The organism is Acinetobacter sp. ANC 3882, assembly GCF_022549545.1.
In the GTDB taxonomy this organism is placed as follows: domain Bacteria; phylum Pseudomonadota; class Gammaproteobacteria; order Pseudomonadales; family Moraxellaceae; genus Acinetobacter.
This window is the reverse complement of the sequence record NZ_JAKZGB010000003.1, coordinates 351,517-374,753: the sequence shown is the minus strand read 5'-3', so window position 1 is coordinate 374,753 and position 23,237 is coordinate 351,517. Positions and strand designations below refer to the sequence as shown.

The window sequence follows — 23,237 nt, the reverse complement described above, 5'->3', positions numbered from 1 at the left end:
TGTCCTGCGGTGCCGAAACCACCAATCATGATGGTTGCTCCATCTTTGATTTGTGATAGCGCCTCGGTTAATGAGAGCTTGCTTTTATCAATCATCTGACTACTTCCTGTACTCTGCATCACCCAATTTTTCATCCTGAAAACCAATGAAACGAAGTTGAGTGTTTTGTTCGGGTTTCTTCTATTTATTCTTGATAAATTCTGCCGTCAGTTCTAGGTTTAAAAGTTCATTTTGTTCGATGATTAATTTTTATGTTCGATGATCGAACATTATCCAAGTAAAATAGTCACCTTTCGCTTAGAATGTTTTTATAAGGAAACCGTTTTAGAAAGGATGTCTAAATAATGGAACAAGATCAGAATCAAAACCCACGCTTAATTCACCATAGTGAAAACAAAAAAATGATTCGGCATGAAGACTATATTGCAGGTATCGCAAAAGGTCTCAGCATTTTGGAATGTTTTGGTCCTGACCGCCATCGTCTCAACATGAGTACGGCAGCTGAAAAAACAGGAATGACACGTGCGGCTGCACGACGGCATTTACTGACGCTAGAATACTTAGGCTATTTAGATTTTGATGGACATTATTATTATTTATCTCCAAAAATTCTGAAATTCTCAGGTGCCTATTTGGATGGCTCACCACTTCCTAAAATTTGTCAGCCTTTATTAAACCTTTTGACCAATCAAACCTCTCTGATTTATTCAGTCATGGTTTTAGATGGATATGAAGCGATTACCATCGCCCGTAGCGCAGCCCACCAACAAACCGATCGAGTCAATCCTTATGGTCTACATTTAGGTAATCGGCTCCCCGCTCATGCAACCTCTGCGGGAAAAATTTTATTGGCACATTTAACACCTGAAGAACAAAAACGCTGGTTAGAGAAATATCCTCTAAAACGTCTCACCAAATATACTCATACCGAGAGCGAGGCATTTTTACAATTACTGCATGAAATTAAAGAACAAGACTGGTGCTATTCGTGCGAAGAACATGAGCTGGGTGTGCATGCGGTGGCCGTACCCATTTATGATTCCAATGCCACAGTGGTTGCAGCCCTCAATATTGTATCTCCGACCATGCGCACAACTCAGGACTATTTAATTACCCATATTTTGCCATTGCTACAAGAAACTGCCCGCGATTTGCGACAAGTGATTTAATTCCAGATGGCTGGAATTCCAAACAATATTGAATGCAAAAAAAAAGCCACATCTGGAAATGTGGCGAAAGGTGTACTGCTACTACGGTTATTTCCGTCTTTATAAATTAATCGTGCTAGCTTAAATGAACATTAATTTGTTAAACGTTCATTATATTTCTTTGCTCCCCTAATAGAGCCTTCAATTTTTCAGTGTGTGGACATGTAATAAAAATATTATTTAATCAAAATGTTAAATTCAAAACTAAACTTGTAGCAGTTTAAAATTAAATGCCTGACTGATAAAAAATTGTTGGGATACCGCATAGATTTTGCACTTTTATATCCATTATGACCATTGATTCACAAAATATAAGTCTTGGCCTAAAGTGTTATTTTTTGTATAGAAAAACAACAACGTGTAACAAACACTTTGATTTTTAAGTTTTCCCATTGCTCACATAAGTACATAAAAAAACAACTTATTGATATATAAATATTTTATAAAAAACAAACTCTTAAAATCCAGTCCATTTGTATTCATTACAGAAGCATAGTATTTTAAAAAACACATGAAAAAATAAATAAATTCAAACCTAAAGATAGATCGAATAATAAAAGTGAGATCGAAAAATGATTGAATGGTTACAAGGTGAATTAAAACATAGCCCAGAAATTTTATTGTTCCTCTCCTTGGCAATAGGTTTCTGGATCGGTCAATTTCAATTCGGAAAATTTCAGTTCGGTGGTGTAGCAGGCTCTCTCCTTGTTGCAGTAGTGTTAAGTCTAATCGGTGTCCCTGTCGATAATGGCGTCAAAGCCATTCTGTTCGCATTATTCATTTATGCTGTTGGTTTTGAAAGTGGTCCCCAATTCTTTAAATCACTTGGTCCCCAATCGATAAAAGAAATCCTGTTAGCCGTATTTATGGCAGTCAGTGGTTTAATTACCGTTTTAGTCATGGCTAAACTTTTCCACCTCGATAAAGGCTTAGCAGCTGGATTGGCTGCCGGTGGTATGACCCAATCTGCAATTATTGGTACAGCTGGTGATGCGATTTCACGACTCGACCTCCCTTTGGCTGAGATTCAAAAGCTTCAAGCCAATGTCGCAATCGGTTATGCTGTGACTTATATTTTCGGTTCATTGGGTGCCATCATTGTCTGTGTGAATATTTTGCCCAAATTTATGGGCAAAGAAATTCATGATGATGCTTTAAAGGCTCAATCAGAACGCCTTAAAGGTGCTTTCGAGTTAGCACCTGGGCAAGAACTGGCCATGCCCGAAATTGTTGGTCGAATTTATAAAGTTAAACAAGCGAATGGTCAAACGGTTGCAGAATTAGAAGCTCGAGAACCCAGCATCACCATAGAAAGACTAAAACGTAAAGATCAGTTTGTGGATGTTGCGCCTGAGGTTATTTTACAAACCGATGACGTACTGTTACTGGTCGGACGTCGTGCCAGTGTGGTGGCTGTTTCAGAACAAATTGGCTCTGAATTACAGTCGTCACAAGGTATGGAAATGATTATGGATACCACGGATGTGATCCTGAGAAATTCCAAATATATCAATCGTAGTTTGGGTGATATTAAAGCCAATACCCCTGCTTATTTGAAACACGGGATTTACGTTCTCGCGATTAAACGTAGCGATGAAACTCAAAGCTTGAGTGATGAGACAATTTTACATCAAGGAGATGTGATTACTGTTTATGGCACCAAAAGCGATCTAGATCGTTTAGTTAAAGAAGCAGGTAAAGCACTACCAGAAAGCTTAAAAACTGACTGGATTTTCCACGGCGCAGGTCTTGTAGTCGGTTTGCTGATTGGTCTTTTTGTCATCCGTTTAGGCGATGTTCCATTGACTCTGGGTGCTGGCGGTGGTGCCCTGCTCTCAGGTCTTTTATTTGGTTGGTTGCGTAGTCGTAATCAAGTTCATGGCAACATGCCTTTAGCTGCCTCGCAATTGCTTAAAGATTTAGGTCTTGCAGGGTTTGTCGCTGCTGTAGGTTTGCAATCAGGATTACAAGCCATTCAAACCATTAAAGACAGTGGACTTTCATTATTTATGATTGGTGTCGTAGTCACCTTGGTCCCACTGATTCTTTCCATGCTTTTTGCACGTTATGTGCTGCGTTATGACAACGTTGCGGTTATGGCAGGCGCCTTGTCTGGTTCCCGTAGTGCCAATCCTGCCTTTGGTGCCATTTTAGATAAAGCAGGAAATTCCATTCCCACGGTTCCTTTCGCCATTACATATGCACTGGCAAACGTATTCTTGACCTTGCTTGGCCCACTGATCGTTGGCCTTGCTTAAATATAATTTGTATTCAATCACTTATTGCTTCAACTATAATTAAGGAGACTTCCCATGGGGAACGTTGATTATTCAAAATACTCAAAACTTAGCCCATTCGAACTAAAAGACAAATTAATCGAGCTTGCCCAAAGCAGAACAGACAGGCTGATGCTCAATGCAGGACGTGGAAATCCGAACTTTTTAGCCACGGTTCCACGTCGAGCATTCTTCCAATTGGGGCTGTTTTCAACTACAGAATCAGAGTTTTCTTTTTCGTATATGCCTGAAGGTTTAGGTGGTTTTCCTCGCCCTGTCGGTTTGCAATCCCGCTTCGATAATTTCATTATGCACAATCGGGATAAACCCGGTGTCGTCTTTCTCGGTAAAGCCATTTCCTACGTCAGAGATCAATTGGGCTTAGATCCCGATGCTTTTTTGCTGGAAATGGTTGAGGGCATTTTAGGCTGTAATTATCCGGTTCCTGATCGAATGCTACGCATTAGTGAATCGATTATTAAAGAATATATTCTTCGTGAAATGGGCGTCCAAGGTATGCCTAAGGAAGGCTTAGATTTGTTTGCTGTCGAAGGTGGAACGGCAGCAATGGCTTATATTTTTAACTCATTAAAAGAGAATAAAATTATTGCCAATGGAGATCGTATTGCAATTGGTACTCCAATTTTCACACCTTATTTAGAAATCCCGAAACTGAATGACTATCAACTTGAAGAAGTATTGATCGAAGCGGACCCGAAATTAGACTGGCAATATCCAGAATCTGAATTGCGGAAACTTGAAGATCCATCGATTAAAGCCTTCTTCCTCGTCAATCCAAGTAACCCACCCTCAGTAAAACTGAGTGATGAAGGCTTGGCAATATTGGCCGATATCGTTAAAAAACGACCTGATCTGATTATCTTGACCGATGATGTTTACGGTACTTTCGCAGACAATTTCAAATCACTGTTTGCGATCTGTCCAGACAATACCATTTTGGTGTATTCATTCTCGAAATATTTTGGAGCAACGGGTTGGAGACTGGGAGTTATCGCTCTTTCAAATAATAATATTCTGGATAAAAAACTCGCCGCACTCTCTAAAAAAGACAAGAAAGAACTGGAAGAGCGTTATTCATCTTTAACCACCGACCCAGCCAATATTAAATTTATTGACCGTCTGGTCGCGGATAGTCGTAATGTTGCACTGAACCATACCGCAGGCCTTTCTACACCACAACAAGTGCAAATGGTACTGTTCGCGCTTTTCAATATGATGGATTCACAACAGAACTATAAGAAAGCGGTCAAATCCGTGGTGCGTGAGCGTGATGCAGCACTATATCGACAATTAGGGGTTGAAGTCCCTTCTGATCCGAACTCTGTCGATTACTATACCTTGGTAAATTTGGAAAATACCTCTCGAACATTGTACGGAGATGATTTTGCCAATTGGGTGATGAAAAACAAGAACCCAACCGAACTTCTATTCCGTGTAGCAGATGAAACAGGTGTAGTGCTCTTACCCGGTTCTGGTTTTGGTGTACAACATCCTTCTGCCCGCGCATCACTAGCCAATCTGAATGAATACCAATATGCTGCCATTGGAGATTCATTAAGACGCTTTGCCGAAGAAGCCTATCAAGAGTATTTAAAAACCAAGAAAGCTAAAAAATAAATCTGAATTAAGTTTTCAGTAAATAAAAAAGCAGCTTAGGCTGCTTTTTTATGGTTTTAAAATCATAACTGAACATTTAAAGATCAAGGACCAGCTTTTTACCTTTAGCACGTGACACGCAGATCATCATGGACTGCTGTGATGCTTTTTCATCATCACTCAGATATTGATCAAAATGTTCGGCTTCACCTTCAAGAATCATGGTTTCACACGTGCCACAAACTCCTTCACGACATAAGCATTCCACGTCAAGATTGAGGAGTTCAATCGCCTGTAAAATAGTTTGGTTGCCTTGCACTTCAATTTCTTGATTGGATTTTGCCAACACCACGGTAAATGCTTCACCCTCCTCTGGCACGGTAGAAGCAAATTGTTCCCAATGGATATATTCATCGCGATAACGGTGGTAATTACAACGATCAATTACTGCATCAATCATCGGTTTTGGTCCACAGACGTATACATGTGTACCTTTCGGTTGAGCACCAATCAGTTGATCGAGGTCCAGACATTTTCCATCTGAGTCAACATAGTTAAAAATATGTTCAGCATGATTTTGCTTGAGTTCTTCTAACAACGCCGCATGTTCTGGGGAACGATAAGCATAATGCAATTCATAGTCTGCACCACGTGCAGCCAACTCTTCCATTTGTGGTACAAACGGGGTAATCCCTATGCCACCAGCAATTAAAATATGCTTCTCACCCGCTTCCGCCAATGGAAATAGGTTTTTGGGTTCAGAAATCTGAATTTCACAGCCTTCATTGCACTGATCATGCATATAAACTGAGCCGCCTTTACCTTCAATATCTTTACGAACACATACTTGGTAAGTCGAAAGATCTTGAGCACAGCTCATCAGTGAATAGGCATTGGACAGTTGATCATTCATTTTTACAATGATATGGCTGCCACCATTAAATTGAGGGAAATTTTGTCCGTCCTGACGTTTAAATGTGAACCGTTTAATCAGTGGGGTCAGTTGCTCTACACGAGTGACCACTGATGGGAACATTTCATAATGACTAGCCATGTCTAAATCCTCTTTACCGCATGCTGCTCATCTAAGCATTTTCTAATTTTAAGCGCATATTGCTTGCCTGTTGGACCGTCAATTTAGAACGTCCTCACAGGCATTGTTGCTATAACCCCAAACACATGTATTTAATGGTCATAAACTCTTCTAGACCGTATTTTGAACCTTCACGACCAACACCAGATTGCTTAACACCACCAAATGGCACGACTTCATTGGAAATAGCGGTTGAGTTCATCCCAACCATGCCATATTCCAGCTGTTCAGCAACACGCCAGATCCGTGAAATGTTTTCGCTATAGACGTAGGCCGCTAAACCAAAAATCGTATCATTGGCTTGCGCGACCACATCCGCCTCATCGGTGAAGCGAATTAAAGGCGCTACAGGACCAAAAATTTCTTCCTGAACAATGTCCATATCACGCGAAACATCGGTTAACACGGTCGGTTCAAAGAAGGTTTGTCCAAGTGCATGTTGTTTACCACCGCACGCCACTTGGGCACCTTTGCTACAGGCATCATCAATTAACTGTCGGGCTTTAAGCACAGCCTTTTCATTGATTAAGGGGCCAATCTGTACATTTTGTTCCAAACCATTACCAATTTTGAATTTCTGTACTTCTTGTACAAATTTCTCGGTAAATGCCTGATAAATCTTGTCATGTACATAAATTCGATTGGCACAGACACAGGTTTGCCCTGCATTACGGAACTTGGCAAAGATTGCGCCTTGAACCGCTTTATCCAGATCAGCATCATCAAATATGATTAATGGTGCGTTGCCACCCAATTCCAGAGCCAGTTTTTTGATGGTATCTGAACATTGCTGCATCAATAAACGTCCGACAGGCGTAGAACCTGTAAAAGTCAGTTTTTTGACTTTTTCATGGCGGGTAAATACCGAACCAATTTCTTGCGATTTACCTGTAACCACATTGATGACGCCTGCTGGAATGCCTGCCATTTCAGCCAGTTTAGCAATTGCAAGCGCACAATATGGGGTTTCATTGGCAGGCTTAATCACGATGGTACAACCCGCCGCCAAAGCAGGTGCCGCTTTACGGGTAATCATAGCAATCGGGAAATTCCATGGCGTAATCGCAGCCACCACACCCACAGGTTCTTTGGTCACAATAAAACGCTGCTGACTATTGGTGGTCGGAATCACATCGCCATAAACGCGTTTGCCTTCTTCCGCAAACCATTGGATAAATGAAGCAGCATATTTCACTTCACCCAATGCTTCGGCTAAAGGTTTACCCTGCTCAATGGTCATAATGCGTGCCAGTTCATCGGCATGGGCCAGAACCAGTTGATACCAAGCCAATAACAGGTCTGCACGCTTTTGTGCCGTTAATCCTTTCCATGCCGCTAAAGCCTGATACGCTACTTCAACCGCTTCTGTCGCTTCCGCAGCACCCATATTCGGAATCAAGCCAATTTCTTCTCCTGTTGCAGGATTGGTCACAGCAATGGTGGCACTAGATTGCGCATTAACCCACTGGCCATTAATCAATCCGCGTTGTTGAAATAATTGACTTCCTTGCAAACTTGACATGTCATCATCCTATCAATTGAAAGCAAGGTACGGCTTTTTCCACCGTACCCTTAATGAGCCTGATACAAAATTACTTGTGATACTGCGCAACAAGATTCTGGAAATAAGCAATACCATGCTCACTGATTCCTGAACGTTGCTTATCGGTCATGATGCGGCCCTGACCGCGATAACCCCGTGATTTCAAGCCACGTTGTACACTTTCAACCAGTTCAAGGTCCTCAGGACGGAATACATTGCGATACCATTCGATCAAATCTTTCTGATCTTGGGTCAACTCTTCATTGGTAAAGAAAATATCGTAGTGCTGCAAAGTGGTTTCCGCATCCATCGGAAACTCATAGATCACCGTCATGAAGTTTGCACCTGGTGGCACGTTAAACATGGTGCAAGGCCAAGTCCAGAAACCACTAAAAGTCGGATCTTTGACTGATGGATCAAGCTTGAAGGATTTTTCTGAAGAACGTGCATAACCATATTGCAAGGTCCAGTTTTGATGGGTGGTGTGCCAGTATTTATCGACCTGTACCGAGTCTGCAAAACCAGGATGCGCTGGGCCACAGTGATAACATTCTAAATAGTTATCCACGATCACTTTCCAGTTCGCAGGCGTTTCCGTGACAAAACGCGCAGCCAGTTTCAAGTCTTTGATCACAGCACAAGCTTCATTCAGTTTCTTTGCAAATTCAGGCAATTGATCTTCAACACAAGTGGCATTTTCATCCATATTGATAAAGACAAAACCACCATATTCCTCAACTTTTAACGGCACCATGCTTGAGTTTTGCTTGTCGAAAGACTCAACATGATCACAGTTACGTGCCAATGCCAAACTACCATCCAGCTTAAATGTCCATGCATGATACGGACAGGTAATGACATTTTTCGCTTTGCCGCTACCGCTTAACAACTCATGACCACGATGCGGGCAGACATTATAAAAGGCACGTAATACGCTGTCTTTGCCGCGAATCACGATAATATTTTCACCAATTACCTTACGGGTAATATAGTCATTGGCTTGGGCAACTTCACTGCCATGTGCCACGCAAATCCAGCTTTTCGCAAAAATTTCTTCTTTTTCACGCTCAAATACCTGAGATGAGGTATAGAACACTTTTGGAAATGTCCACGCCACATTTGGGTTTGAACAGAAATCTTCTGGTAATTTTTCAACTGCATTCATGGTTTTACTCCATTAAACTCTTTTGTCCTAACGACCGTTTGATCAAAATTGGCTGATGTTCAAATCACTTGAACATTTGCTTTAACGAACTCAGCATGTGCTGATATAAATCCTGCACCACAGGACAATCACGTACTAAACGTAAACTGCCATGCAGTAATCCTTTGCCGAGATAAAACTCGGCAGCAATATTGGCTTGTTTTAACTTGTCCACAAAAATACGCCCGTCGTCACTCAGTGGATCGTATTCAGCGACCGCAACAAAGCTACGTGGCATGTCGGAAAAATCCTGTGCATTCAGTGGCGCTAAACGTGTATCTTTCCAGTCACTTTCATTCGGTGCATATTGTTTTAGGTAATAATGCATTTCCTCTAGCGTGAGTAACGGTGCATGTGCATGCTGCTGGCAAGACGCTGTATCAAAACTGCTGCCCAAACATGGGTAGATCAAGGCCAAACCACAAGCCTGATTACCTGTATGCTGTAGCTGAACCGCCAGTGCCGCGGCTAAATTGCCTCCTGCACTGTCGCCTGCTAACGCAATCTGCGCTGGGTTAATGTTCCAGTCTGCGCCATGCCCGCGTAGCCACTGATAGACCGTTTCACAATCTTCATAAGCGGCTGGAAAATGATGTTCTGGCACCAAACGATAATCGACACTCAGTACCGCAACATTCAGATCACGACATAAATAACGAGTGATAAATTCATGCGAATCCAGATTGCCCAGCATCCAGCCACCACCATGGATAAACAGAATACAAGGCCAACCCGCTTCAGGTGCCTCACCCAGTGGTGAATACAACCGAACATTGACGGGATGAGTGGCATGCGCAACGGTTTTATCTTCAATATTGACCGTACCATCGCGTGGCAAGGTGTAATGCAGGCACATTGCATCGTAGGCTGCACGAATTGAATCAATATCGTTATCCGCTGCTGAATAAATGCTGCTCCAATACACCAGACTTTGCATTTCTTCGCTTAACTCATAGCGCGTGTTCGGTTGCTGTGTCATAACAATTCCTTTTGACTGCTTTTATGTGCAAGTGGTGTTGCAGCAATATCAATCTGCATCTGTTGATTTGAATCAGTATGCTCAAGGGCTTCCAGCTCACTAAAGCTACTCTGCTCGATCAAATGCGATGGCACCTTGGAATAATCCTCAATCAGCCACTTCACCAAACCATAAGTCTGCACCAGAATAATCACAATAAACGGCAAGGCAGTCACAATCGTCGCAGTTTTCATGGTGTCTAACGGCGCCTTAGAGAAAATCATCGCAATCGGCACCAGTGTTAACATCACACACCAGAATAAACGCGCATTTGGAGACGGATCCTGCCCTTCACGCAAACCGCGAGTACAAGTTGCAGAGACGGCATAGCCAACCGCATCCATATGTGCTGCAAGGAAAATCACCATAATGCCAAGGAATAACCACATCATCAGCTTGCCTGCAGGCAATAAGCCCAACAGTTGACCAATCGCCACTTCACCGCCTTGCTGACTCAAGATTTGCGGGACATTGACCATACCGTGAATAAAGCTATAGACACTGTAATTCTCAAACACACCGAAGATGAACCATAAACCAACGCTACCACCGATGACCATGGCAAGAATCACTTCTTTAATGGTACGGCCTTTTGAGACACGTGTTACGAATAGCGCGACACCTGGTGCATATGAAATCCACCATAGCCAATAGAATACGGTCCATTCACGGGTGAATTTTCCATCCCCCATCGGGTCAGTAAACAGACTCATATCCACAAAATTGGTCGCCATAAGGCCAAAACTCATCAATGAATTATTCATAATGAATTGGGTTGGGCCAAAGCACAGCACATAGATCGCGAACAGCACCACACCCAAACACACCATATGACTCAAGCGTTGCATGCCTTTATCCATACCAACATAAGAGCTCAGCGCGAATAAGATGGATACCGCAAAAATGATGATGACTTTGGTCATAAAGGTATTTGGAATACCGGTTAGTTGCGACAGAATGTTGGTAAAGGTCACAGCCGTCAGTACCAATGAAATGGTCAAGGCACCAAACATGCACAGCAAGAACATCAGATCGACCACACGCCCAACTGGACCCGTTGCTTTAAAACCTGTCACCGCTTCAATCACCGATGCCAAGCTCAAGCCTTTATTCTTTCTGACATGATAGCTGTAGCACAGTGAAATCGACGCCAAGGCATAGATCGACCATGCACTCAAACCTGAGTGAAAGAACGAGTAAGCCACACTGTATTTCAGTGCTTCTGCAGATTCTGGTGCTAAATTTAAACCTGGGGTTTGGTAATAATAAGCCCAGTCCAAAAAGCCCCAGTACAAGGTGGAAGATCCAATCCCCGATAAAATGAACATGAAAATCCAAGACATCGTGCTGTATTGAGGTTTACCTTCACCGAGCTTGATTTTGCCGTATTTACTAAAGGCCAAACCGAAGGTAAAAATAATTGATAAAAAAGCAAATAAAAGTACTGGCGTGGTAAACACCGAAGTGGTCCACTGCATCCATTTTGCAGCCAGTTGTATCGATTCAGAGGAGTAGATTGCCAAACCAGCCACCGATGTAAATACAACGGCAAGACTGGTGATCGCAAGCGTCTTATCTGTATAAGGTTTTGTAATTTGATTATCCATATCTATTCAATCCATCTTGGATAGTGATTATTCCATCGCGAATAAATCCATTTTTTGCTCAGTCACACAGGATGCAATCGCATCACCCACCTCGTAGGTTTTTGCAGTTCCACCGACATCTGGTGTTTTTGGGCCATGCACCAAAACATGCTCGATCGCCTGCATGATTTCCTGTCCTGCCTGAATGACCTGTTCATCACCGTCTGCCAAGAAATCCAGCATCATCGCACCCGACCAAATTGCAGCAATCGGATTGGCAATTTGTTGTCCGTAAATATCTGGTGCTGAACCATGTACAGGTTCAAACAATGATGGAAACTTACGTTCGGGGTTTAAGTTTGCCGAAGCCGCCAAACCAATCGTGCCCGTACATGCAGGTCCTAAATCCGACAAAATGTCACCAAATAAATTCGATGCCACCACCACATCAAAACGCTCAGGTTGTAATACAAAACGTGCCGCTAAAATATCGACATGCTGTTTATCTGCCTTGATTTGTGGATATTTTTTTGCCATTTCATCCACACGTTCGTCCCAGTACGGCATACTCACTGCAATGCCGTTAGATTTGGTTGCAGCCGTGATTTTTTTAGCTTCACGCTGATCAGCAAATTCAAACGCATATTTCAAAATGCGATCGACGCCATAACGGGTAAAAACTGCTTCCTGCAAAACAAACTCACGGTCTGTGCCTTCGAATGCTTTTCCACCAATCGCAGAGTACTCACCTTCACTGTTTTCACGAACCACATAAAAATCGATATCACCAGGTTGCTTGCCAGCCAGTGGACATTTCACCCCAGGCATTAACCGAACAGGACGTAAATTCACATACTGATCAAAACGGCGGCGGAACTGCAGCAATGATCCCCACAGTGAAATGTGATCAGGCACCTTTTCAGGCCAGCCCACTGCACCAAAGAAAATTGCATCATATTCCTGCAGGACTTCAAACCAGTTATCCGGCATCATTTTGCCGTGTTCAAGATAGTAATCACAGCTGGCCCAATCAAAGCTATCCATTTGAAGTTGAATGCCATATTTGTCTGCCGCTGCCTTTACAACCTTGATTCCTTCTGGTAGAACTTCTAAGCCAATTCCATCGCCCGCAATCGTGGCAACTTTATACTTTTTTGCCATAACGCTCCCTTACACCTTTGGTTAATATCCTTAGCTGTAAACATGCTGTTTTCAGCAACAATGATCAATAAGAAAACTATCACCCCAATGGACACGGATCGTGAATAATCTACCTAACCTATCGGATTTAAAGGTTTTTTGCACAGTCGCCAAACGCAAGAGTTTTGTCGATTCAGCTGAGGAGCTGGGTGCTTCACCTGCATTTATCAGTAAACGCATCAACATTTTAGAAACCAACCTGAACTGCAAGCTGTTTCATCGCAGTACCCGTCATGTCAGTTTGACTGAAGATGGCAAACTGATTCTGGATCGAGTCTCGAATATTCTGGACGAATTCGATGAAATCAGTGAGCTGGTCAATAACCCCTTAAGCACGCCTACTGGTCATCTCGACATCGTCAGCAGCTTTGGTTTCGGCCGTAAACATGTCGCACCTATTCTGTCTAAACTGTTGACCATGTATCCAAAACTTGAGATCCAATTCGATACCATCGACAACACCAAAGATCTGATTCAGCACAGCATTGATTTGGATATTCGGATTGGTAATGACATTGCACCGAATATGATTGCCAAAAAACTGGTTTCAAATTTTCGGATTTTTTGTGCAGCACCCAGTTATTTGTTGAAACATGGCATGCCTGAAAATCTTGAGGATTTACGTAACCACGATTGCCTGACCATCAGTGAACGCGATCAGTCCTCAGTATTGTGGAAATTACGTCATATTTCAGAAGATATGTCTGTACATGTGACACCACGTTTCATTTCCAATAATGGCGAGATTATTCATCAACTGGCAATTGAAGGACATGGCATTATCTTACGTTCCATCTGGGACGTTGCCGATGAACTAATTAGCGGTGAGTTGCAGCATATCTTGCCTGAATACTGGCAAGATGCCGATGTCTGGGCGGTATATCCTTCGCGTTTGAAAAGTTCATCAAAATTACAGACCTGTATCCTGTTTATTCAGAATGAACTGATCAACCGTTTACAGCATGTCCAGAATTTGACACGTGGGACGCTGATTCAACCGATTGAGCCAATCAATCCAAATGCTGAAAAAGTATTTCTATAATCGCGATAAGCTGCCTGCTTTCTTTTTTCAACAACATCATGCACATTAACGAAATCATGAATCGACAGGCAGCCTATGAGCACGGCAATATTTGTCCTTATTTTAATCGCAGCGGCATGTCATGCCACTTGGAATGCCATTGTAAAAGCAGGGACAAATAAGTTTTTAACCACTGTGCTGGTCATGGCCTCAGCAGCAGTTTTAGCAGCGTTATTATTGCCCTTCTTTCCAATGCCGCGCAGTGATAGCTGGCCTTATATTTTGACATCAACGGGAATACAAATTCTCTATTTTGGCATGGTTGCCAGAATCTATCGCATTGCCGACATGGGACTGACCTATCCACTGATGCGTGGTACTGCACCACTGATTGTGGCGATTCTAGGCACTTTTTTGCTGCATGAGAAATTACAATTCAACGCATGGCTTGGCATTATCACTATTTCCGTCGGTATCTTATCCATGATCTTGGCAGCCCCAAAAGCTGGACGTAAAGGCATTGGTCTGGCCCTAGTGAATGCAGTGCTGATTGCAGGTTATACCTTGCTGGATGGTCATGGGATTCGCCTATCTGGCTCACCCATTGCTTATATCTTATGGAGCTTCGTACTTTCAGGTCTGATCTTTTTTATGTTTGCCTTGAGAATGCAATATCGCCAGATGGGTACATATTTCCGCATGAATTGGCATCTAGGCTTAATGGGTGGCCTTGGTTCATTCTTCTCTTATGGTTTGGCACTTTGGGCGATGACATTTGCGCCTGTTGCCGTTGTGGCGGCACTTCGTGAAACCTCAATTCTATTTGCCACACTGATCTCAATCTTTATTCTAAAAGAACGCATCAATGCAATACGGATTATTTCCTCATGTCTCATTTTAATGGGTGCTTTGATTTTAAGAATTGCCTAAACGAAAAAGCCAGTCCATGGCTAAAAGACTGGCTCATTTTCGATATTGAATTTAGAAATAATAACCCAGCGATAAATAGAACAATTTATTCCATTGATTGCTGTCACCTTGCGCCAGTCCATCTGCGCCACTACCCGTCATCGGGTCATTACGACTCCAGATATATTCACCCTGTATGCCGACTTTTTTATAGTTAAAATACAGACCTGCGATTAAGCGATCTGAATCTTGATAGCCTGATTCATCTTTATAAAAACGACTATATGACACATAAGGTTTAATATTTTCTAACTGATGAAAAGGCTTGGCAAAGGTGTAGTTAATTTCATTGGCCATATATTTACCTTTGTTGGCCACCTGATAGGGATAATCAAATGCACCAATGGTCGAGCTTTTCGGCAAAACATCGTCTGCATTTTTAATATTCTGCTCACCTGCCAAAAATAGCCATTGCCATGCCTGATAGTTGGTGGTGCTAAAGATGCTCCAACTACTGCGATGCCCATCTTGATGAGTACGGTTATTTTCCAGTTCTGAATACCAGTAAGAGCCACCAATTTCCGTCGAGAAATTCTGTGATTGATCGATATCAAACTTTCTGGATAAACGCGTCACCCACATATTCTTTTCATCAATATCGGTACCTTGGATCAAATCATCTGCCCGGACAAAGTTACCGCTATAACGACTTGAATCTTTGGATGTGCCTTTATAATTACCGCCATCGGTTGGATAAAAACCGAGAATGAAATTGTATAGATTGTCCTTAAACTGATACTTCACCCCCAAATTTTGAATGTCTTCCAATCCAACCGTGTTGAGTAAAGTTTCATAATAACTATTACCCCACAGTCGCCCAAAGCCAAAATCGACCGATTGAAAACCAACCGTAACCCGTTGCTGATCTGAAAATTTATAACCAGCCCAAGCATCTTTTAAAAATAAGGCATCACATAAGCGATCATATTGGTAGCAACGCACATCCATTGAGGCAATCCAATTCGGATTTTCATAACTCAATACTGCTTTGATATCCGCCAATCGCCAGTCATCGTTCTTGGAGCCTTCATTGGCCTCAACGATATAATCTTTATGAATATAGCGGGTACGGATTGCCCCTGTAAGTTTGAGTTCACCCGATTGTGTTTTCGGGTCACCAATACTTAAATCGGCGGCCAAGACTGGCGTATTTGCCAAAATACCGATTGAACCTAAGAGAAATAGTGCTTTTTTCATTGTTGTACGTCCTTGTTTAACCTCATAAGAAAATGAAGAAATTCAAGGTGACAAACAACGGCTAAACTATAAAGTCGGTCTTTACGGAGTGTGTTTAATACTGATCGATTAAAGCTTAATAAATAAGTAATATCTATCTCCCTTTTTTTAACTTGTGAAATAACATCGAGATAGATGAAATTCTAAATTAAAGTTAAAAAGAATAAGAACGATAAAAAAAGCTATAGATATTCAGCAATCCGATAAATAACAATCAAGCCCTGCCTATTTGTTTCCAAAGCCACTGTGGAACTGGGAAACTTGTCTCAATGCTTGGAGATCCGTATCACTTTTGCATAATGGATTGGGTCAAGCCGAGTCATGAGTATTGCCACGACCAGTACCATACTCAAGTGCCAAATCCAGCCGGCTGCATACGTTCCAGTCATATCATGCAATACAGCCACTAACCAAGGCGCCATGGCTGCAAGTAGAAAACCGCCACCTTGCATTAAGGCAGAAAGCTGTCCTGCATGTGCTGGATCGGATAAATGATCTAACACCACAATCATCAACAAAGCAAAACAGCCACCCAAACCCATACCCACGGTTATTGCCCATAAATATGGCAAGGTATCAGGCATGAAAGCCAATCCTGCAAAGCCAATCAGTTGCAAGATAAGCGTTAATCCAACCCACACTCGACGATCTTTGTTTTTACGCGATAAATAAGGTAACAGTAATGCCGCCCCCGCTTGACTCAGCGTCAACACAGCCATCAAATTTCCACTGGCTGTTGCAGTCCAGCCCTGCGCTTGAAATGCAGGTGCAAGCCACGCAACAATCGAGCTATAACCTCCATTAATTAAGCCAAAACAACAGATTAGCAGCCATGTTCTCGGTTGTTTTAACAGCATCATTACAGCAGGGATTTTTCTTGATTGATGCGGTACTCTCGTCAAAAAACAAGATGCAAAGACAATGGCAAACAGTGCTGGAACAGCAAAAATAGATAGGCCTATTTTCCAGCTACCACTGTTATTTGAAACAACAGGTGCAATCACAGCACCAAGCGCCCCACCACCCATCAACATTGCTGAGTAGAGTCCCATCATTGGACTGAGATGATCCCTAAACTCTCTTTTAATCAAACTTGGAAAAGTCGCTTGCACAACTGCCACACCAAAACCAATGATGGCGGCGGTGAATATTAAAGTCCATCCATTGGGTACAATGAAACGCAATCCACAGCCTAAGAAAATCATTCCCAAAGCACTCAGAATAGCTCGACGTTCACCAATCGCATTGAGTATGGCAGGACCCACAAAAGCGATCAGTCCCATCAGCAACATTGGCACAAGTGTTAAAAGTGCTATGCCTTGTAAACTCAGTCCAGTTGTTGTTCGAATCTGATTTGCCACAGGGCCAATGCTGGTCATAAATGGCCGAAGGTTCAAGCCGACCAATGCGACCGTTGCCACCAAAAACATTCGGTTATTTTGCATGTTCATCTTTTCCCATCACACTGTTCAGGTCATCGATTTCCAGTAAGCATATAAATCTGGTTTTTCTTCTATCCGAACTGGAACATAACGAATATCCATCGACTGTTCTGCAAAGGGTTGAGCAAGGTCAGCATAGATCGCTGCTGTTGATAAACCGAATGGCGCACCATCTTCATTGGAATGCGCATAGCTCACAGCCTGAATTCCAGCTAAACGCATCGCTGCCATACACATTGGACAAGGATGTCCACTTGCAAACACAGTACAACCATCAAGATTGGCTGTGCCTAAATATTGACTTGCAGCACGTATTGCCAATAACTCGGCATGTGCTGTTGGGTCATTGCTTTTTAAAATTTCATTGACGCCTGTGGCAATCACTTTTCCCTCTTTCACCACCACGGCAGCAAAAGGACGGCCGCCTTGTTCGCAATTTTGATAAGCCAATTCAATTGCTTGGCGTAGAAAATCTGTTGTTTCTGCCACCTTATTGCTCCTTAAATTTTGTTTTCGCACCTGCGGCTAACAATGCTTTCTCAATAGATGTATAGCCACGGGCATGTGCATGCTCAAGTGGCGTTATGCCATCAGCATCTGCAATATTGACATTGGCACCCGCTCTGATCAGTAGATCAACAATTTGCTGATAAGGTTTGCTGCCATTCCCTAAAATGATGGCTTCCAATAACGCAGTCCAACCTAAATTATTGATGTGATCCACATCTACACCAGCAGTGATTAGCGTACGTACGGTATCTACATGCCCACGTTCAGCCGCAGGAATCAGTGCCGTTCCTCCATAACGATTGGTACTTTTCAGATCTGCACCATGCGTTAGGGTCATATTCAATATTTTTAAATACCCACGTGCTCCAGCATAAAGATAAGGGCTATCTTGAATCCGATCTTTGGCATTTACATCTGCACCCGCATCTATCAAAAATTGCGCAGCATAGACATTGTTTGCACGCGTTGCGACCATTAAGGCTGTCGCACCAGATGCATCACGGGCATTAATCTGAATCTGATGAGAGAGTAACCGTTCAATTTGCGCCACGTCATTTCGGGCAGCCGCAGTATGTAACGCATCTTCTTGCATAGGATCTCCTGAAGTTGCGTGACTACATGCCATCACTGCAAGCGTAAATACCGCGGACATCAATGGTTTGTGCATCTAGACCCTCCAAGGATTTACCTGAATAAATGAATAATTGTGCCTAGGATAATCAGATTTATTGATATTTAAAAATTAAATTATTTAATCAAATGTATTAAGATAATGAATAGTTGGATGACTCAAACCACTTAACACAATTGTATTCAATGGCTGCTTTTTATGTTTGATCCGCGCTTACTCCGAGCCTTCGTCACTATTTTTGAAGCAGGCAGCTTTACCTTAGCTGCTGAACGCTTGCACATGACTCAATCTACAGTCAGCCAACAACTCGCCAGATTGGAAGAATCTGTGGGTAAACAATTGATTGATCGAAATGCTCGACCCTTACAACTGACAAGCTCAGGTGAATATTTAATTAGTTACGCACGGCGGATTTTAGCCTTACAACAAGAGGCCCAAAATATTCTTGGTGATCCAGCAGGTACCATTCCAATTCGAATCGGCTTGCCAGAAGATATTATGAATACCGACATGGCTTTGGCATTGAGTGCATTTAGCAAGGAACATCGTACAATTCGACTGGATGTGACAGCAGGACTAAGCCGTGATCTGATGGAGCGCTATCGCAGCGGGCAGTTTGATATTGTTGTGGTTAAAGAAATGGCGGCAAGTTCCGATCATCATGCAACATTTCCAGAACAAATCGCATGGTTTGAAAGTATTGATCACAGTAAAGAATGGACTGATCCCATCCCATTGGTAACCTTCCCTCAAGGCGGACTGTACCGTGAGGAAATGTTTGAACGTATTGAGCGCGAACGCAAACATTGGTATATCGCTTTTACTAGCAATAGCTTGGCTAGTGTACTGGTTGGTGTAGAAACGGGTTTAGGTCTATCCCTGCTGCCTGTCGCAACAACAAAAGGTCATCGGGTTCGTGAATACCATGCTTTAGGTAAGGCACATCAGATGACTGTTTCAATCTACGCATGGGACAAAGATGGCCTTATCTCAAAATTACTGCAACGTATGACTGAAGTACTTCAACAGCGTTTTGATCGATCAAAAGTTTACTGACTAAAACGGGTAAACGATCAAATACATGCAAATTAAACAGTGCATAACTGTCTTTAAATGCCAAGCAATATGCTGGATGTGCCAAAAGCATCTCGCATGGCACAAGAAGTTAAATCCTCTTATCCACTGTCAAGACATCCCTGTATCTGCTTACTAAGATTCAATGAAATAGGCTTATTTCATAAGTAGATAAACATGAAACATGATACCCAGATGAGATATACCGAATATCGTCGCAATGATTTGTTATTCAACGTGATTGATTCAGGTCCAATTGATGGAAAACCCGTTATTCTTTTACATGGTTTTCCTGAAACAGCACAAAGCTGGCAAGCCACCAGTAAAATTCTTAATCAGCACAGCTTTCGCACCTTTGCAATTGAACAACGTGGCTATAGCTTGACTGCTTCTCCAAAAGGACGTTTTCAATATTCGATTGATGAGTTGGTTGCAGATGTCAAAGCCTTCATCGATTTATTAGGGCAGCCAGTTTATGTCATTGGTCATGACTGGGGTTCAATCGTTGCCTGTGAATTATCACTGCAGTATCCAGAATTAGTGAAGCACCTCACTCTCGTTTCTGTTCCGCATACAGGTGCATTTTTAAAGTCGATGCTCAGCAGCACACAAATCTTTAGCTCTTACTATATCGGCTTTTTCCAACTGCCTTTTATTCCTGAATTGTTATTTAAGCGAGCGAAATCGCTCCGTCATTTGTTGTTAAAAAATTCAGGCATGAGTGCTGAGCAAATCAGTGACTTCAACCAACATTTCATTCAGGAAAACCGTATTGGCACAGCCATTAACTGGTATCGAAGTATGCCTTTGGCGCCTATTGGCTCCAGCTTTAAAAAAGTAAAAGTACCCACCCTATTTATTTGGGGAAATAAAGATATCGCCATTGGCAAGAAAAGTGCAGAACTGAATAAACAGTTTTTTACGGGCCAATATCAAGAAGTGCATATGAATGCAACGCATTGGATTCCTGCCCAAAATGCCGAACAACTCAGCCATTATTTTATGAATGCCGTGAATTAAGGAGAAGTGTTATGCATCCCCAACAACGACTAGAAAATCATTATTTGCACCAACGTCGCGTTCAATTCGATTTTAGCAACACGCCTGAACATTGGATCTATGACAACCCTTTTGCCACTCATTTAATTAATGCCGTTCATTTAATTTTGCCCGTAGGTGAATTATGGATGTGTCGCTCCTTTAATGAGGCACTTCCCTACGTCAAAGATAAAAAGCTTCGTGCCGATGTGAAAGGTTTTGTGCATCAGGAAGCACATCATGCCTCTGCACACAAGGTCGCCCAAGAATATTTACGTCATTATGACTATGATATTGATGGATTTCTTGCATCTTTAGACAACATCTTTAAGCAAATCAATACAGCGCCTTTTGGCTTAACCCTATCCAGTCCCCTAGAGTATCGTTGGCTCACAATTCGCGTAGGTATAGCCGCTGCAGTTGAACATTTCACGACGATGCTAGGAACTTGGTGTCTCGATGATCAACCATGGCAAAATAAAACTGCTGATGAAATGATGTCTGACTTAATGACATGGCATCTGGCTGAAGAGGTTGAACACCGCAGCGTGGCTTTCGATTTATATATGCATTTATGTGGCGAAAATAACAAAGCCTTTGCCTACCTGCAACGCCAAACGATTATGCTAGCTGTTGCTCCACTATTCACTTTCGCCATTTATCATTGTTTTAAAAAACTGGCGCAACAAGACCAGCGTGCAGAACCTTATAAAAACTACGGACTGATTCGGGCATTAAGGCACACAGTGATTGAAAATTCTCGCAGCAAACAAGTGCCAAGTTTTTTCGCGATGATTTCTAGCTTAAGACATTGGGTTAAACTGAGTTATCACCCTTATCATGAGGGAGATACCAACAAAGCACTACAGGTATTAAATCATTCTCCTGCTGTGAAAGCCCTGACCAAACTTCGTGCCAGCTAATCCCTTAAATTAGAAACTTTCCTCTTTTTAGGCACTGATTTAGTGCCTATTTTTTCGACTAGAAAAATATAAAAAAAAGACCTTATATCAATATAAAGTCTTTTCAATATCAATTATTTGAGAAAGGTATAACAATAACTATCAAATTCAGCCATATCATTTTTCATGTACTGCATGGTCCATGGATAATTGGCAACGTTCACTTGATGACTATCCAGATAATAACTTGCACATCCGCCTTGATTAAATACGGTGCCATTCAGTTTATTTTGCAATTTCTGGTTAAATTGACCATCTGCAAATGCACTGATTTCAAAACTACTTAATTGATTATCCAACACAAATCGAATTGCTTTAAGTGCATAGTCAATTTGATTTTCAGCTGCAGTAATTAATGAATTATAACTAATACTATTGGGTCCAAGTAACATAAATGCATTCGGTAAATCTTTCACAACACAGCCCTTGTAGGCTTGTACCGTATTTTTTTGCCACACCTCATCTAACAAAATTCCCTTTTTAGTCACAATCCGTTTGGCAATTGGTGGTTTTGCCACTTCAAACCCTGTTCCCCAAACGATGATATCGACTTGAACTTCTTGACCATCAACCAAAATTCCATTCGGTTTAATTTCCTTTACCCCTTGATTGATCAGCTCCACATTGTTTGCTGCCAGTGCTGGATAGTAGGTATTTGAAAATAAAATCCGTTTGCAGCCCAGTGTAAATGTAGGCGTCACTTTGCTACGCAATACAGGATCCTGAATCTGATAATGCATCCAATGAATCAAACCTTTGCCCAATGCATCTAAAGTCTTTGGTTGATTGACACTTGAACTAAACATATCCATCGAAATATGGGTCAATTTACGAATGGAATTCAGGGTAAACGGTACTTTTTGCTGTAGATTTTTAGAGGTGTTGTTCATCATCATATTCGGCTTCGGAATTACCCACGGTGCGGTTCGCTGAAAAACATAGAGCTGCTTCACGATCGGCTGAATCGCAGGAATAATTTGAATCGCAGATGCACCGGTACCAATCACGGCAACACGTTTGTTGCTCAGGTCAACTGAATGATCCCACTGTGCAGAATGAAAAATATGTCCTTGAAAACGATCTAAGCCAATGACATCAGGTGTGGTCGGTTCACTTAAAGGACCTGTGGCAAAAAAAATAAATTTCGCCTTATATCTTCCATGACTGGTTTCAATCAGCCAAGCCTGCTGTTCCTGTGACCAAGCAGCCTGATGCAGCTCTGTATTGAATAGAATATGCTGATCCATTTTAAAACGTCTTGCGACATCTTTAATATATTGCTGTATCTCTTTCTGCTTTGCGAAAACATGACTCCAATTGGGATTAGGTGCAAATGAATAGGAGTAAATAGAAGATGGTACATCGCACTCACAACCTGGGTAGGTATTCTCTCGCCAAACACCACCGACCTCATGTGATTTTTCAATAATAATAAAATTATTGATTTTTTCTTGCTGAAGTTTAACTCCTGCTGCAATCCCTGAAAATCCAGCACCAATAATCACAACATCCAGTGAATAATCATCCACAACTGTATCTCGATCTAAATCTGACATTTCCCACTCCAAACTGATAAAATCTTGTCAGTAGAATCTCTCAATCCTTTTTT

General features: G+C 42.0%; 20 protein-coding genes. 8 read left to right on the top strand and 12 right to left on the bottom strand.

The annotated features are described in order from the left end of the window. The coding region (locus MMO42_RS09250; protein ID WP_277603274.1) for a CoA-transferase at positions 1 to 95 on the bottom strand (95 nt) is incomplete at its 3' end. A 249-nt stretch (positions 96 to 344) separates the two neighbouring features. Here MMO42_RS09250 and pcaU point away from each other — a divergent pair. The 3 genes from pcaU to MMO42_RS09235 all read left to right on the top strand — a co-directional run bounded on the left by pcaU (position 345) and on the right by MMO42_RS09235 (position 5,122). Further along, the gene (gene pcaU, locus MMO42_RS09245; RefSeq protein WP_241320261.1) at positions 345 to 1,169 is read left to right on the top strand and encodes an IclR family transcriptional regulator PcaU; all 825 of its coding nucleotides are present in this window, start codon (positions 345 to 347) and stop codon (positions 1,167 to 1,169) included. A gap of 611 nt (positions 1,170 to 1,780) precedes the next feature. Continuing rightward, on the top strand, positions 1,781 to 3,466 hold the full coding sequence (aspT, locus tag MMO42_RS09240) for an aspartate-alanine antiporter (RefSeq protein WP_005295242.1): 1,686 nt from the start codon (positions 1,781 to 1,783) through the stop codon (positions 3,464 to 3,466). Positions 3,467 to 3,520: 54 nt separating this feature from the next. Continuing rightward, positions 3,521 to 5,122 carry a bifunctional aspartate transaminase/aspartate 4-decarboxylase gene (locus MMO42_RS09235; RefSeq protein WP_005295247.1) on the top strand — a complete coding sequence of 534 codons (1,602 nt, stop codon included), beginning with the start codon at positions 3,521 to 3,523 and terminating at the stop codon, positions 5,120 to 5,122. Positions 5,123 to 5,198: 76 nt separating this feature from the next. Here MMO42_RS09235 and cntB read toward each other — a convergent pair whose 3' ends face one another. The 6 genes from cntB to MMO42_RS09205 form a co-directional block, all read right to left on the bottom strand. Then, a complete protein-coding gene (gene cntB, locus MMO42_RS09230; RefSeq protein ID WP_241320259.1) occupies positions 5,199 to 6,155 on the bottom strand; it encodes a carnitine monooxygenase, reductase subunit CntB in 957 nt (318 codons plus the stop codon). A gap of 109 nt (positions 6,156 to 6,264) precedes the next feature. Continuing rightward, the gene (locus MMO42_RS09225; protein WP_241320257.1) at positions 6,265 to 7,716 is read right to left on the bottom strand and encodes an NAD-dependent succinate-semialdehyde dehydrogenase; all 1,452 of its coding nucleotides are present in this window, start codon (positions 7,714 to 7,716) and stop codon (positions 6,265 to 6,267) included. Between the two features lie 70 nt (positions 7,717 to 7,786). Beyond that, complete coding sequence (cntA, locus tag MMO42_RS09220; RefSeq protein ID WP_241320255.1) at positions 7,787 to 8,902, bottom strand: carnitine monooxygenase subunit alpha; 1,116 nt, start codon at positions 8,900 to 8,902, stop codon at positions 7,787 to 7,789. A 64-nt stretch (positions 8,903 to 8,966) separates the two neighbouring features. After that, entirely contained in the window at positions 8,967 to 9,920 is a 954-nt protein-coding gene (locus MMO42_RS09215; RefSeq protein ID WP_241320253.1) for an alpha/beta hydrolase, read from the bottom strand. After that, positions 9,917 to 11,572, bottom strand: a complete 1,656-nt coding sequence (locus MMO42_RS09210; RefSeq protein WP_241320293.1) for a BCCT family transporter — start codon at positions 11,570 to 11,572, stop codon at positions 9,917 to 9,919. Before MMO42_RS09210 ends, MMO42_RS09215 begins: the two co-directional genes overlap by 4 nt. A 21-nt stretch (positions 11,573 to 11,593) precedes the next feature. Then, positions 11,594 to 12,706 carry a tartrate dehydrogenase gene (locus MMO42_RS09205; RefSeq protein WP_241320252.1) on the bottom strand — a complete coding sequence of 371 codons (1,113 nt, stop codon included), beginning with the start codon at positions 12,704 to 12,706 and terminating at the stop codon, positions 11,594 to 11,596. A 100-nt stretch (positions 12,707 to 12,806) separates the two neighbouring features. On the opposite strand from MMO42_RS09205, the gene MMO42_RS09200 reads away from it, so the two are divergent. Together MMO42_RS09200 and MMO42_RS09195 are read left to right on the top strand one after the other, a co-directional pair. Further along, on the top strand, positions 12,807 to 13,787 hold the full coding sequence (locus MMO42_RS09200) for a LysR family transcriptional regulator (protein WP_241320250.1): 981 nt from the start codon (positions 12,807 to 12,809) through the stop codon (positions 13,785 to 13,787). Between the two features lie 75 nt (positions 13,788 to 13,862). Beyond that, on the top strand, positions 13,863 to 14,696 hold the full coding sequence (locus MMO42_RS09195) for a DMT family transporter (RefSeq protein WP_241320248.1): 834 nt from the start codon (positions 13,863 to 13,865) through the stop codon (positions 14,694 to 14,696). Positions 14,697 to 14,747: 51 nt separating this feature from the next. Here MMO42_RS09195 and MMO42_RS09190 read toward each other — a convergent pair whose 3' ends face one another. From MMO42_RS09190 to MMO42_RS09175, 4 genes are all read right to left on the bottom strand, one after another. Then, on the bottom strand, positions 14,748 to 15,932 hold the full coding sequence (locus MMO42_RS09190; protein WP_241320246.1) for a porin: 1,185 nt from the start codon (positions 15,930 to 15,932) through the stop codon (positions 14,748 to 14,750). Positions 15,933 to 16,237: 305 nt separating this feature from the next. Continuing rightward, positions 16,238 to 17,416, bottom strand: coding sequence for a cyanate transporter (locus MMO42_RS09185; protein ID WP_241320290.1), 1,179 nt, complete (start codon positions 17,414 to 17,416; stop codon positions 16,238 to 16,240). A 24-nt stretch (positions 17,417 to 17,440) separates the two neighbouring features. Further along, positions 17,441 to 17,902, bottom strand: a complete 462-nt coding sequence (locus tag MMO42_RS09180) for a nucleoside deaminase (RefSeq protein WP_241320244.1) — start codon at positions 17,900 to 17,902, stop codon at positions 17,441 to 17,443. A 1-nt stretch (position 17,903) separates the two neighbouring features. Continuing rightward, positions 17,904 to 18,590, bottom strand: coding sequence for an ankyrin repeat domain-containing protein (locus tag MMO42_RS09175; RefSeq protein WP_241320242.1), 687 nt, complete (start codon positions 18,588 to 18,590; stop codon positions 17,904 to 17,906). 162 nt (positions 18,591 to 18,752) lie between these two features. On the opposite strand from MMO42_RS09175, the gene MMO42_RS09170 reads away from it, so the two are divergent. The 3 genes from MMO42_RS09170 to MMO42_RS09160 all read left to right on the top strand — a co-directional run bounded on the left by MMO42_RS09170 (position 18,753) and on the right by MMO42_RS09160 (position 21,589). Beyond that, complete coding sequence (locus MMO42_RS09170; RefSeq protein ID WP_241320240.1) at positions 18,753 to 19,610, top strand: LysR family transcriptional regulator; 858 nt, start codon at positions 18,753 to 18,755, stop codon at positions 19,608 to 19,610. 195 nt (positions 19,611 to 19,805) lie between these two features. Next, positions 19,806 to 20,648 carry an alpha/beta hydrolase gene (locus MMO42_RS09165; RefSeq protein ID WP_241320238.1) on the top strand — a complete coding sequence of 281 codons (843 nt, stop codon included), beginning with the start codon at positions 19,806 to 19,808 and terminating at the stop codon, positions 20,646 to 20,648. An 11-nt stretch (positions 20,649 to 20,659) separates the two neighbouring features. Beyond that, positions 20,660 to 21,589 (top strand): metal-dependent hydrolase, encoded by a 930-nt coding sequence (locus MMO42_RS09160; RefSeq protein WP_241320237.1) that lies wholly within the window; start codon positions 20,660 to 20,662, stop codon positions 21,587 to 21,589. Between the two features lie 113 nt (positions 21,590 to 21,702). Here the strand turns inward: MMO42_RS09160 and MMO42_RS09155 are convergent, their stop codons facing one another. Then, a complete protein-coding gene (locus MMO42_RS09155) occupies positions 21,703 to 23,184 on the bottom strand; it encodes an NAD(P)/FAD-dependent oxidoreductase (protein WP_241320236.1) in 1,482 nt (493 codons plus the stop codon). Between the last annotated feature and the right edge of the window lie 53 nt (positions 23,185 to 23,237).